Genomic DNA, 12,058 nt, shown 5'->3' on the forward strand with positions numbered 1-12,058 from the left:
CCAGGAGGAACGCACGATGACCCAGAAGCAGACCATCCTCGGCCGCGTCAGCCAGCTCGCCAAGGCCAACATCAACGCCCTCCTCGACCGCGCCGAGGACCCCGAGAAGATGCTCGACCAACTCGTCCGGGACTACACCAACTCCATCGCCGAGGCGGAGGAGGCCGTTGCGCAGACGATCGCCCACGTGCGCATGGCCGAGGGCGACCTCAAGGCCGACCAGGAGGCCGCGACCGAGTGGGGCAACAAGGCGGCCGCCGCGGCCAAGAAGGCCGATGAGCTGACCGCCGCCGGCGACACCGCGGGCGCCGACAAGTTCACCAACCTCGCCCGCGTGGCGCTCCAGCGCCAGATCCAGCACGAGGGCGAGGCCAAGGAGGCCGAGCCGACGATCGCCGCGCAGAACGCGCAGGTCGAGCAGCTCAAGTCCGGGCTCGTGACGATGAAGACCAAGCTCGAGGACCTCAAGGCGCGCCGCTCGGCCCTCGTCGCCCGCGCGCGCTCCGCGGAGGCGCAGTCGCGCGTCCAGGAGGCCATCGGGTCGATGGACGTCATGGACCCGACGAGCGAGCTGGGCCGCTTCGAGGAGCGGATCCGTCAGCAGGAGGCCCTCGTCACGGGCCGCGCCGAGGCTCAGGCGGCGACGCTCGAGGACCAGTTCGCCGAGCTCGAGGACCACAGCCAGGACGCGGAGATCGAGGCGCGCCTGGCCGCGCTGCGGCAGCAGGGCTGACCACGTGAAGATCCCCGCTGCGCAGCGAGTCACGCTCGCGCGCGGCGGGGATCCGCCGACCGGCTCCGGTCAGGTGGGCCGGCTCACGGACGCGGCGCGTGGACGACCTGCTGGGCGTCGGTCAGGCCCTTGTCGATGAGCAGCTCGACCGCGTCCGCGGCGTCGTCGACGAGGAAGGGCAGCTCCTTGCGCTCCGTCGCCGAGAAGTCCTTGAGCACGTAGGCAGCGGCGTCCATCCGCCCCGGCGGGCGACCGATGCCCACGCGCACGCGCAGGTAGTCCTTCGTCCCGAAGGAGCTGGTGATCGAGCGCAGGCCGTTGTGCCCCCCTTCGCCACCGCCGAGCTTGAGCCGCACCTCGCCGAAGGGGATGTCGAGCTCGTCGTGCACGACGATCGTGCGCTCCGGGGGGACGGAGAAGAAGCTCGCCAGGCCCTTGGTCGGGCCACCGGAGAGGTTCATGTACGAGCTCGGGATGCCGATGATCGCCCGGGTCGAGCCCAGCCGCACCGACTCGGCCGCCGCGCCCGCCTTGTGCGTGCGCAGACGGGCCCCGGCCCGCTCTGCGAGGTGGTCGATGACCATCGCGCCGACGTTGTGCCGGTTGCCGGCGTACTGGGGTCCGGGGTTGCCGAGACCGACGACGAGCCAGGTGTCATCACTCACGAGGCCACACCCTATGCAATGACCAAGGGGCCCCGTCGCCTCGTCGTCCACAGACAGCCACCGCCCGTCCTGCGAGATCCCGGCTCCCCCACCATGATCGGACCATGGCTCCCGACATGCAGCACGCCACCGACCCGCTGACCCCGGACGAGATCGACGGTGAGACCCGGCGCCTCCGCCTGCGTCTGGCCACTGCCCGCCGGCGCGTCGAGCACACCGCCCCGGCCGACGACGCAGAGACCGAGCACATCGCCCGGTGCGCGAGCGACCTCGACCACGCGGACTCCCAGCTCGACCTCGTCGAGGCCACCGTGGCGACCGACCCGTCAGCGGCGACCGGGGCACTGCTGTCCGCGATGGGGACGATCGACCGCGTCATCGAGCACCTGCCGACATCGCCCACGGACCACCAGCTGCTCGCGCAGCGCCAACCGCACTCGCCCGAGATCCGCCTCGGGGCGCTGGTCACCGAGAGCCGGCCGGGCGAGAGCCGCGCGGAGGCGGTGCTCTACGCGCTCTTCCGCGGGGTCGGGTGGGTGCTCGGCGGCGTCCTGTCACGCGGCATCGGTGGCGGCGGACGCTACTAGCCGCAGGACCCCAGCACGCCGAAGGGCGGTGCCCCCGTGGGGAGGCACCGCCCTTCGGCAGTGGTTGCGCGAGGTCGCGCGGTGGGTCACTCCTGCTCGGAGGACTCCTCGCCACCCTCGGCGGCCTCGGACTCGCCCTCGGCGGCCTCGTCCTCGGGGGCGTCGTGCTCGATGCCGGCCTCGGCCTCGGCCTCGGCGAGCTCGGCCTCGAGCTCCTCGGCGGAGATCTGCTGGGTGATGTTGACGACGAGCAGCTCGGCGTCGGATGCGAGCGTCGAACCGGCCGGCATCTCGACCTGGCCGGCGAGGATCTGGGTGCCGACCTCGAGGCCCTCGACGGAGACGACGAGCGCCTCGGGCAGGTTGGTGACGTCGGCCTCGATCTCGAGGGTCGCGTTGTCGACCGTGACGACGGTCTCCGGGGCGGCGTCGCCCTCGACGTGGACGGGGACCTCGACGGTGACCTTCTCGCCGCGCTTGACGATGACGAGGTCGACGTGCTCGATGATCGGCTTGATCGGGTCGCGCTGGACGTCCTTGGCCAGGGCCAGCTGGTCCGACTCGCCCTCGACGGCGATGGTGAGCAGAGCGTTGGGGTTCTTCAGCGCCTGGAAGGTGTCGTGGAAGGGCAGCGCGAGGTGGATCGGGGCCTCGCCGTGGCCGTAGAGGACCGCGGGGACCTTGTCGGCGCGGCGCAGCTTGCGGGCCGCACCCTTGCCGAACTCGGTGCGCTTGTCGGACACCAGGCGGATCTCGTCGCTGGACATGTGTTGCTCCTTGCTCGTGGGGGGGTGCCCGCGCGGGGAGCGGGCGAGTCTGACGGCGGTGGCCTCGACGTGGGACGCGGCGCGGACGGATGTCGACGCGCAGGCACAGGACCCACGGACGGCACCGCGTCGATCACGGATCGCTGCGACCGTGCAGCGTCCCTCGCCGAGGCAACCCGTGGATACTAGTGGACCCGCGCGGGCTGGGCCAAGTCGGTCTCCTCGTCGCGGCCGAGGAGCGCGGTGTCGACGTCGTCGGTCGGCAGCGGCCCGCCGGCGACCTCCCTTTCGCCGAGCTTGACCGCGATGACGCCGGCGAGGACCGCGAGGCCACCGGCCGCCTGCACCGGCGACATCGCCTCGCCGACGACCAGCCAGGCGAAGACGATCGCGAAGAGGACCTCGCTCAGCCCGACGAAGGATGCCACGGTCCCGCCGAGCAGACGTGCAGCGGCGATGCCACTGGCGTACGCGAGTGCTCCGGCGACGACGGCGAGCTCGACGATCGCCACCCACCAAGGGGCGGACCAGCCGGCGAGGTCGACGCTCGAGGTGGTGGCCTCCATGGGCAGGACGCCGAGGGCGGCGACGACGAGCAGCCCCACGGCGCCGACCGCCAGCCCTCCCCCGGCGAAGCTGATGGGGGGCAGTGACTCTTCCTCGTCGGCTGCGACGAGGAAGAAGACGACCAGGCCGATGGCTGCGAGCAGGCCCCATGCGACCCCGACGACGTCGAGGCGGGCGCCCGAGGTCACGTCGAGCACGAGGACGAGACCGATGATCGCGGCGCCCACGCCGGCGGTCGTCAGCCGCGACGGCCGGCGGCCGTGCCGGGCCCATACCCACCCGACGATGAGCACGGGGGCCAGGTACTCGAGGAGCAGCGCGACGCCGACGGACAGCCGGTCGACGGCCATGAAGTAGGCGAACTGGCAGCCGGCCACCGCGAAGATCCCGTAGGCGATGATCCGACCGATGTTGCGCCGTAGCAGGTGCCAGTGGCCGTGCATGGCCAGAGCGGCCGGGACGAGCATGACGAGGGCGGCGCCGGTGATGCGCGCCGTGACGATCGCGCCGGGGCTCCAGCCGCTGGCGAGCAGCGCCTGGCCGAAGGTCCCCGACGAGCCGAAGGTCGCCGCGGACGCGAGCGCCACGAGCAACCCGACGAAGGGGGTGCGCTGCGGGGTGAGGTCGGCGGCCGCCACGGCTGCTCCTGACGTCATGGGTGAAGTAGCCTGATGCCGATGACGCTAGACCCGATCGACGTCAGGAGTCAATGTGGTCTTTGCCCATGACACGGATGTGGCGCTGCAGACCGCCGCCGCACTGGTCAACACCGCGGACGGGGCCTTCCCCGACGACGAGGGCGACACTCTGGAGACGACCGACCAACTGCGCGACTTCTACGTCGAGTGGGCGTGGACGGGGCGCTTCGACGGCGACTCCGCCGAGCTCGAGCAGGTGCGGGCCCTGCGCCCCCGGCTGCGCGCGGTGTGGGCGGCGGCGGACGACGCCGAGGCCACGGTGGCGCTCGTCAACGACCTGCTGCGCACCGGCGAGGCACTCCCCCAGCTCGTCGACCACGACGACTACGGCTGGCACATCCACGCGACCGGCGCCGACGCGCCCTTCGCCGACCGGATGCAGGTCGAGGCGGCGATGGCCCTCGTCGACGTCATCCGCGCCGGCGAGCTCTCCCGACTGCGGGTCTGCGCCGCCGACGACTGCGACGACGTGCTCGTCGACCTCTCGCGCAACCGGTCCAGGCGCTACTGCGACGGCGGCTGCGGCAACCGCTTGGCGGCCGCCGCCTACCGCTCGCGGCGCTCCTGACGACGAGAGCGGCCGGCGCAAGGAGTCTGCGCCGGGCCGCTCTCGTGGTGGGTCAGTTGAAGAGGCTGGTGACCGACCCGTCCTCGAAGACCTCGCGGATGGCGCGGGAGACGAGCGGCGCGATCGACAGGACCGTCAGGTCGTCGAACTTCTGCTCCTCCGTGAGGGGCAGCGTGTCGGTGACGATGACCTCCTCGGCGGCACAGGCCTGCATCCGCTCGACCGCCGGCCCGGAGAAGATGGCGTGCGTCGCGGCGATGATGACACCGGCGGCCCCGTCCTCCATGAGCGCGTCGGCGGCCTTGGTGATCGTGCCCGCGGTGTCGATCATGTCGTCGACGAGCACGCACCAGCGGCCCTCGACCTCACCGACGACGCGGTTGGCGACCGACTCGTTGGGCCGGTCGATGTTGCGCGTCTTGTGGATGAAGGCCAGCGGCACGCCGCCGAGCTGGCGGGACCACTGCTCGGCGACCTTGATCCGGCCGGCGTCCGGGGAGACGACGGCGAGCTTGCGGTCGCCGTACTTCTCCTTGACGTACTCGGCGAGGATCGGTCGGGCCATGAGGTGGTCGACGGGGCCGTCGAAGAAGCCCTGGATCTGGTCGGTGTGCAGGTCGACCGCGATGAGCCGGTCGGCACCGGCCGTCTTGAAGAGGTCGGCCATGAGGCGGGCCGAGATCGGCTCGCGCCCGCGGTGCTTCTTGTCCTGGCGGGCGTAGCCGTAGAAGGGCTGCACGACGGTGATCCGCTTGGCGCTGGCGCGCTTGAGCGCGTCGACCATGAGCAGCTGCTCCATGATCGCTTCGTTGATCGGAGTGCTGTGGCTCTGCAGGACGAAGGCGTCGCACCCACGCACCGACTCCTCGTAGCGCACGTAGATCTCGCCGTTGGCGAACTCGTAGGCGCTCGACGGCACGAGGTCGGTGCCGAGCTCGCGGGCGACCGCGTCGGCCAGCTCGGGGTGCGTGCGCCCCGTGAAGACCATGAGGTTCTTCTCGGTCGTCTTGTTGATGCCGGTCACTGGGAGTCCTCGCTGCTGTCGGGGGTGGCGGACGAAGGGGGTGTGGCCGCAGCCCGGGCGGCCGCCTCGGTGGGCGTACCGGCACGATGCGCCGCGACCCAGCCGTCGATGTTGCGCTGGCGGCCGCGGGCGATGCCGAGCTGGCCGGGCCCGACCGCGTCGGTCAGGGCGGAGCCGGCGGCGACGTAGGCACCGTCGGCCACCTCGACCGGCGCGACGAGCACGGTGTCGGAGCCGACGAAGGAGTGCTTGCCGATGACGGTCTGGTGCTTGTTGACCCCGTCGTAGTTGGCGAAGATCGTGCCGGCGCCGATGTTGGCCCCCTCGCCGATGATCGCGTCACCCGCGTAGGTGAGGTGCGGGACCTTGGCCCCGTCGCCGATCTTGGCGTTCTTCGTCTCGACGAAGCCGCCGATCTTCCCCTTCGCCCCGAGCTCGGTCCCGGGACGCAGGTAGGAGAAGGGCCCGACCGTGGCGCCGGCGCCGACGACGGCGAGGTGGCCCTCGGCCCGCTTGACCTCGGCGCCGTCCCCGACCTCGCAGTCGGTGAGGGTGACGTCGGGGCCGATCGTCGCCTCGGCACCGATGGTCGTCGCGCCGAGCAGCTGGGTGCCGGGGAGGATGCGGGTGTCCTGGCCGATGGTGACGTCGACGTCGATCCACGTCGAGTCGGGGTCGACGATCGTCACGCCGGCGCGCATGTGGCGCTCGAGGACCCGCTGGTTGAGCACCTTGCCCAGGCCGGCGAGCTGGACGCGGTCGTTGACGCCCTCGGTCTGCCAGAGGTCGTCGAGCACGTGGGCGGCGACGGTGCCGCCGGCGGCGCGGGCCAACTCGAGCACGTCCGTGAGGTACTTCTCGCCCTGCGCGTTGTCCGTCGTGACGTTGGCGAGCTCGCGGCGGAGCACGGCGGCGTCGAAGGCGTAGATGCCGGAGTTGATCTCGCGGATCTCCCGCTCCGCCTCGCTCGCGTCCTTGAACTCGACGATGCGCTCGACGTTGCCCGCGGCGTCGCGGACGATCCGGCCGTAGGCCTTGGCGTCCTCGAGCACCGAGGTGACGACGGTGACCGCGGCCTGCGCCTGCGTGTGCGCGCGGGTCAGCTCGCTGATCGTCTCCGCCGACAGGAGTGGCACGTCACCCATGGTGACGACGATCGTGCCGGTGAGGTCCGCGGGCAGGGCCTCGAGGCCGCACTCGACGGCCCGGCCGGTGCCCTTGACCTCGTCCTGGTCGGCGGTGCGGCATGGGATCTGCCACCGCTCGCCGTAGGCGGCGATGAAGTCGGCGACCCGGTCGCGCTGGTGGCGGATGACGACGACGGTCTCGCTGGCCCCGGCACCGGCGGCCGCGCGCATCGCGTGGCCGAGGAGCGGAGCTCCGCCGATCGGGTGCAGGACCTTGGGGAGGGTCGACTTCATCCGGGTTCCCTCGCCGGCGGCGAGGATGATGACTGCGTCTGGACGGACGTCGTTCACGCGGTTGATCTCCGAGGTGTCGGGGGCGCGGCCGGCCGACTGGGCCGCCTCGCCACTCTAGCGGCCGACCGTCGCCGGGATCGACCGAGCCGGGGTCAGAGCAGCTCGCGCCGCCCCCGGGTCGGCGAGTACTGCGGCGACCGACCGCGCCGGGCCGACCTCGTCGCCCTCGACGACGACCTCGCGGTCACCGGCGTCATGCGTACTGGCGTCCGGGTGCGGGGTGGGCAGCAGCCTCCACGCGGCTGAGACGTCAGTCGAGCTCCTCGTCGATCGCCTCGCCCGTGACGTCGTGGGCGCGGACGCTCGCGAGGTGGGCACCACCGAGCGGGTCACCGGTCCATCGCACGAGGTCCCAGCCCTCCCCCGGCCGGCCGTCGAGCAGGACGAGGCCGGTGTTGTTGATCCACCGACCTTCGATGTCGTCGGCGTCCAGCTCCGCCGCGAGCGTGGCGAAGACGCGGATCGCCGCGCCGTGGCTGAAGAGCGCGACGGTGTCGTCGCGACCGTGCGCCCCGGCGATCGAGCGCACCGCGCCGTCGAAGCGCGCCATGAAGTCGTGGCCGGTCGTCCCGCCCGGCACCGCGTGGTCGAGGTCGCGGTGCAGCCACGCGGCCAGCCCACCGAGGTAGCCCTCGACGGCCACCTGGTCGGCACGCATCTCGAAGTCGCCGGCGGCGATCTCCTCGAGCCCCTCGCGCACTCGTACCTCGAGCGAGCGCTCCTGCGCCAGTGGCACCCCCGTCAGCTGGGTGCGCACGAGCGGCGAGGCGTAGACCGCGCTGACGTCCTCGTCGGCGAGTGCTGCAGGCACCGCCGCCGCCTGGCGCTGGCCGAGCTCGGTCAGGCCGGCTCCGGGGTAGGCGGTGTCGAGCGCGCCCGTGACGTTGTGAGGGGTCTGTCCGTGCCGGATGAGGAGGAGTCGCACCCCAGCAGGCTACGCAGCGGCGCGCGGACGCCGGACCGCCCCCGTCCGGTGGACGAGGGCGGTCTGGTCGGATGGGCGGCGCTGGGCTCAGCGCACCATGCAGGGCCGCTTCGGGTCGAAGGTCCACCCGGGGACGAAGGCCTGCATGGCGACGGCGTCGTCGCGCGACCCGAGCCCGTGCTCCTGGTACAACGCGTGCGCCTGGGCGAGCCGGTCCCCGTCGATCGTCAGGCCCAGCACGACGTGACGCTCCCGATCGACGCCCTGGCCGACTTCGTCGAGGTCACGTCGGTCCGCGAGGGCGTGCAGGGCCACCCGGTCGCTCTCCCCTCGACGAGGACGACGGCCTGTGGGTTGCCCCCCCCCACCACTGGCCTCCGGGCGCGTCCACGGCGCAAGCGGTTTTGCCGTCGCGGTGGTGGCCCTGGCCGGACGAGGCGATCGGCTGCCCCCGATCAGTCCCGCCGCTCCACCTCGTCCACCCCGACGACCCAGGCATGGCTGCGGGAGGGGCGGCTGTACCGGCCACCGCGACGCTCCTGGTACTCCTGGAGCACCGCGAAGCCGTCCGGCGAGACATCAGCGCCGGGCGAGAGACCGTCATCGGTCTCGGCAACGAGCTCGGCCGTGCGCGTGTCGACGATGCGGAAGGAGCTCTCCGCCGCATCGCTGAAGAGCTTGTCGGTCGGCAGGAAGAAGACGATGAGCCGACCCCGTGGGTCATTGGTCGCGATGCGATAGCCCTCGGGCACCTCGACGTCCCCGACGACCTCGTCCTCGAGGGCATCGCGCAGGGTGAGGGTGTCGCCGTCGCGCGAGATCTCGAAGCGGTCGTGGACGACCGACCGCCCGTCGGGCACCTCCTGCGACCGCTCCACCGGCGGCACGTCCACGGTGACGACGCGGTCGCCGTCGAGCAGCCGCACGCCGTCGTCGCACCGCACGACCGGTGTCGCCTCGCCGGCGAGGCGGCCCCCGGAGTCCCCGGGGTTGTCCAAGCGCGCGCCGGGGCACGACGTGCGCGCCAGCTCCTCCCCCGAGCGAAGGGAGGTCACCGTCACCACGTCGCCCGCCCGGTGGATCGCCTCGTCCTCGCGCACGAGGACGCGCCCGCGGGGCGCGTCCTGCCAGGTGCGCGCCACCTTGCCGGTGTCGAGGTCGAGCGCCTGCGTCGTCTCCTCGTCGGGGGTGATGAGGGCATAGCGCTGCTCCGGCAGACCGCCGGGGTAGAGCGTCGCCAGGTCGACGTCGCAGCCGACCTCGGTGTCGTGGCTCCAGGCGACGCTCGCGTCCTCGAGCACCACCCCGGAGACGACGAGGCGGCCGCCGGTGACGTCCTCGCCGAGGCGGGCGCCACCTCCCGGTGACATGCACGAGACCACCGCGACGTGCCGGGTCGACATCCCGACGAACTCGGCCTCGTCCCCGGGCCGGACGGCCTTGTCGCCGTGGGCGACGAGCAGGTCGGTGGCCCGTGCCTCGACCTCGCCGTCCGCACGCTCGACCCGGACGTCACCACCGAGGGTCGAGACGAGGGCGCCGTCGGAGGTGAGCGTGCCGTCGCCGTAGAAGCGCGACCCGCCCCACCGCTCACCCGTCGGCGCGTGCTCCACCCACTCACCGTCCTCGTCGCCGTACGTGAACCACCCGTTGGGCCCGATGCGCACGCTGTGGGACCGCTCGGACGTGTAGTAGTGGACCCGGCCGTCGACGCTCCCGCCGCCGCCGATGGCTCCGCGCAGGACGACGCCGACGAGGAAGGCGACGATCGCCAGGGCGGCGAGCACCGCGAGGGTGAGCTTGGTGGCGTCGGCAGCCTTGCTCGGGGTGCTCACCGCATCCCCTTCGGCGCCGCGACCCACAGCCGTGTGCCCTCGATGTCCTCGTCGTCGGCCTCGACGAGGATCACGCCGTCAGGCGAGGTGTCGGCACCGGCCCGCATGACGCCATTGGTCGTCACGACCATCTCCCCGGTGCGGGTGTCGAAGGCCCGGTAGGCACCTCGGGGCCGCTCGCCTCCGGTGTCGAACTCGGTGAAGGTGATGAGCCGGCCCACCGGGCCGAAGGCGCCGAGCTTCATGCCGTCGGGCACGTCGAGCACGCCGATCTCCTGGTCCTGCAGGCCGTCCCGCAGGGTCACCTGGTCGCCGTCACGCTGGAGCAGGTGGCGACCATGGGCGACCTGCTGCCCGTCGGGCAGCTCCTCGCCCGTGGCCAACGGCGGGGCGTCGATCTCGACGAAGTCGTCGTCCTCGACGACGTGGACGCGGTCGCGGCAGGTGACGAAGGGGGTGACCTCCGGCGACAGCTGCTGGGTGATCTCGTCGGGTCGTCCCGGGGAGGCCCACGGGCACTCCACCCGGGCGAGCTCCTTGCCGGTGCGTAGGGACCGCCAACCGACGACGTCGTCGTCGCTCTCGTTCACGAGCGCCTTGTCACCGCTGATGACGATGTCGCTCCGGGGACGGCCCGAGCGCTCGAGCACGACCTCGCCCGTCGCGACGTCGATGACGAGGAGGTGCTCCTCGCTCGGCACCAGGAGGGCGTACTGCTGTGCGGGCAGGGTCCGGGGCTTGCTCAGCGGCCGAGCGTCGGGCCCGCACTCGATCCCGACGTCCTTGACCCAGTCGATCGAGGCGTCCTCGAGGGAGAGACCGGCGAGCACGGCCTTGCCACCCTCGACCTCCTCGGTGAGACGTGAGGGCGACGGGGCCACACAGGTCGTGACGACGACCTGCTCCTCGCCGAAGGCGACGGTCTGCACGTCCTCGCCACCCCACAGGTCGTCCTCCCCGAGCTCGTCGGCGATCTCCTTCGTCGTCCGCGAGCTCGTCGACCCCTCACGCTGCACGAGCACCTTGGCATCGCCCGGCTGCACGACGACCCCGTCCTGCGAGATCGACATCTGCGAGTCGAGCTCGCCGATCGTCCACGACTCGCCGGTGTGCACGTTGCGGGCGACGTAGTCGCCCCCGCCGCCGGGGTGGGTCACCCACCCGTCGGGCCCGAGCTGGACCGACAGGTCCTCGCTGTCCCAGACGATGTTGCCCGAGACCTCCGGCGGGTCGAGGCGCCCGCTGAGCGCCCCGAGACCACCGGGTAGGAAGGAGACGACCCCTGCGGCAAACATCCCGACGAGGGCCAGCACGCCGACGACCTTGAGTGCGCGCGGCACCGCGCGGGAGGGCTGAGGGGAGAGGTCGTGGGGGGCGCTCACCGGCTCATTGTGGCCGATCGGCGTCGACCGATGGCTCCCCGGGTAGGAGTCGAACCTACGTCGCTAGTCCTGATTCAAAGTCAGGCGGGCCCTGCCGGCAGACCAACCGGGGAATGCCGCCGGAGCGGCACGGTCAGGGTAGTCGACAGGCTGCTCCGTGCCGTCACCGACAATGGGGGCATGAGCCAGCAGGACGAAGGGCGGCCGCCGCGCCGCCCGCGCATGACCGGTGCGGCACGGCGTGAGCAGCTCGTGAGCGTCGGGCGCGGACTCTTCGCGGCGAAGGGGGTCGACGGCACCTCCGTGGAGGAGATCGCCGGCGCGGCCGAGGTGTCCAAGCCGGTCGTGTACGAGCACTTCGGCGGCAAGGAGGGGCTCTACGCCGTGGTCGTCGACCGTGAGCTGAGCGTCCTCACCGAGGCCGTGACGACGGCGCTCACCGCGGGCGGCACCGACCGGCAGATCATCGAGCGAGCGGCTCTCGCGCTGCTCGACTACATCGAGGGCTCACCGGACGGCTTCCGCATCCTCGCGCGGGACGTCTCCGGCGAGGCCCCCAGCGGCACCTACTCCTCGCTGATCTCCGATGTCGCGACCCAGGTCGCCCACCTGCTCTCCGAGCCCTTCGAGCAGCGGGGTTTCGACCCGACCACGGCGCCGATGTACGCCCAGATGCTCGTCGGTCTGGTCTCCCTCACGGGGCAGTGGTGGCTCGAGACCCGCCAGCCGGACAAGGAGTCCGTGGCCGCCCACCTCGTCAACCTCGCGTGGAACGGTCTCGACGGCCTCGAGCCCCACCCCACGCTGCACGGGCGGAACTGACCTC

Annotated in this window: 13 protein-coding genes and 1 tRNA gene; 4 read left to right on the top strand and 10 right to left on the bottom strand. The window is 72.1% G+C overall.

What is annotated here, in order from left to right; genetic code table 11:
- The first annotated feature begins 16 nt into the window (after positions 1-16).
- Positions 17-733 (top strand): PspA/IM30 family protein, encoded by a 717-nt coding sequence (locus CWN80_RS04175; RefSeq protein ID WP_007923990.1) that lies wholly within the window; start codon positions 17-19, stop codon positions 731-733.
- Between the two features lie 83 nt (positions 734-816).
- On the opposite strand, the gene pth is transcribed toward CWN80_RS04175, so the two are convergent.
- Positions 817-1,398, bottom strand: a complete 582-nt coding sequence (gene pth / locus CWN80_RS04180) for an aminoacyl-tRNA hydrolase (RefSeq protein ID WP_007923991.1) — start codon at positions 1,396-1,398, stop codon at positions 817-819.
- 104 nt (positions 1,399-1,502) lie between these two features.
- On the opposite strand from pth, the gene CWN80_RS04185 reads away from it, so the two are divergent.
- Positions 1,503-1,985: a hypothetical protein gene (locus CWN80_RS04185; protein ID WP_007923992.1), complete on the top strand. Its 483-nt coding sequence runs from the start codon at positions 1,503-1,505 to the stop codon at positions 1,983-1,985.
- Between the two features lie 86 nt (positions 1,986-2,071).
- Here CWN80_RS04185 and CWN80_RS04190 read toward each other — a convergent pair whose 3' ends face one another.
- Positions 2,072-2,752, bottom strand: coding sequence for a 50S ribosomal protein L25/general stress protein Ctc (locus CWN80_RS04190; RefSeq protein WP_007923993.1), 681 nt, complete (start codon positions 2,750-2,752; stop codon positions 2,072-2,074).
- A 185-nt stretch (positions 2,753-2,937) separates the two neighbouring features.
- Positions 2,938-3,975 (bottom strand): EamA family transporter, encoded by a 1,038-nt coding sequence (locus tag CWN80_RS04195; RefSeq protein ID WP_128276930.1) that lies wholly within the window; start codon positions 3,973-3,975, stop codon positions 2,938-2,940.
- Positions 3,976-4,054: 79 nt separating this feature from the next.
- On the opposite strand from CWN80_RS04195, the gene CWN80_RS04200 reads away from it, so the two are divergent.
- Positions 4,055-4,585, top strand: coding sequence for a CGNR zinc finger domain-containing protein (locus tag CWN80_RS04200; RefSeq protein WP_007923995.1), 531 nt, complete (start codon positions 4,055-4,057; stop codon positions 4,583-4,585).
- Positions 4,586-4,637: 52 nt separating this feature from the next.
- Here CWN80_RS04200 and CWN80_RS04205 read toward each other — a convergent pair whose 3' ends face one another.
- From CWN80_RS04205 to CWN80_RS04235, 7 genes are all read right to left on the bottom strand, one after another.
- Entirely contained in the window at positions 4,638-5,609 is a 972-nt protein-coding gene (locus tag CWN80_RS04205; protein ID WP_007923996.1) for a ribose-phosphate diphosphokinase, read from the bottom strand.
- The gene (gene glmU, locus CWN80_RS04210; RefSeq protein ID WP_040880444.1) at positions 5,606-7,087 is read right to left on the bottom strand and encodes a bifunctional UDP-N-acetylglucosamine diphosphorylase/glucosamine-1-phosphate N-acetyltransferase GlmU; all 1,482 of its coding nucleotides are present in this window, start codon (positions 7,085-7,087) and stop codon (positions 5,606-5,608) included. Before glmU ends, CWN80_RS04205 begins: the two co-directional genes overlap by 4 nt.
- Positions 7,088-7,340: 253 nt before the next feature.
- Positions 7,341-8,015, bottom strand: coding sequence for a histidine phosphatase family protein (locus CWN80_RS04215; RefSeq protein WP_007923998.1), 675 nt, complete (start codon positions 8,013-8,015; stop codon positions 7,341-7,343).
- Between the two features lie 87 nt (positions 8,016-8,102).
- The gene (locus tag CWN80_RS04220; protein WP_007923999.1) at positions 8,103-8,330 is read right to left on the bottom strand and encodes a hypothetical protein; all 228 of its coding nucleotides are present in this window, start codon (positions 8,328-8,330) and stop codon (positions 8,103-8,105) included.
- A 140-nt stretch (positions 8,331-8,470) separates the two neighbouring features.
- Entirely contained in the window at positions 8,471-9,850 is a 1,380-nt protein-coding gene (locus CWN80_RS04225; protein WP_128276931.1) for a hypothetical protein, read from the bottom strand.
- On the bottom strand, positions 9,847-11,232 hold the full coding sequence (locus CWN80_RS04230) for a hypothetical protein (protein WP_007924003.1): 1,386 nt from the start codon (positions 11,230-11,232) through the stop codon (positions 9,847-9,849). The genes CWN80_RS04225 and CWN80_RS04230 overlap by 4 nt, the downstream gene beginning before the upstream one ends.
- A 31-nt stretch (positions 11,233-11,263) precedes the next feature.
- A tRNA-Gln gene (locus CWN80_RS04235) sits at positions 11,264-11,345 on the bottom strand.
- Between the two features lie 109 nt (positions 11,346-11,454).
- Here CWN80_RS04235 and CWN80_RS04240 point away from each other — a divergent pair.
- Positions 11,455-12,054: a TetR/AcrR family transcriptional regulator gene (locus CWN80_RS04240; RefSeq protein WP_007924005.1), complete on the top strand. Its 600-nt coding sequence runs from the start codon at positions 11,455-11,457 to the stop codon at positions 12,052-12,054.
- The last annotated feature ends 4 nt before the right edge of the window (positions 12,055-12,058 follow it).

The sequence above is a fragment of the Janibacter hoylei PVAS-1 genome (genome assembly GCF_004025845.1).
GTDB lineage: Bacteria > Actinomycetota > Actinomycetes > Actinomycetales > Dermatophilaceae > Janibacter > Janibacter hoylei.

What these genes read in the sequence shown, in the direction of transcription:
- CWN80_RS04175 (WP_007923990.1), top strand. Translation starts at nt 17, where the DNA reads ATGACCCAGAAGCAGACCATCCTCGGCCGCGTCAGCCAGCTCGCCAAG.
- CWN80_RS04185 (WP_007923992.1), top strand. Translation starts at nt 1,503, where the DNA reads ATGGCTCCCGACATGCAGCACGCCACCGACCCGCTGACCCCGGACGAG.
- CWN80_RS04190 (WP_007923993.1), bottom strand. Translation starts at nt 2,752, where the DNA reads ATGTCCAGCGACGAGATCCGCCTGGTGTCCGACAAGCGCACCGAGTTC.
- CWN80_RS04195 (WP_128276930.1), bottom strand. Translation starts at nt 3,975, where the DNA reads ATGACGTCAGGAGCAGCCGTGGCGGCCGCCGACCTCACCCCGCAGCGC.
- CWN80_RS04240 (WP_007924005.1), top strand. Translation starts at nt 11,455, where the DNA reads ATGACCGGTGCGGCACGGCGTGAGCAGCTCGTGAGCGTCGGGCGCGGA.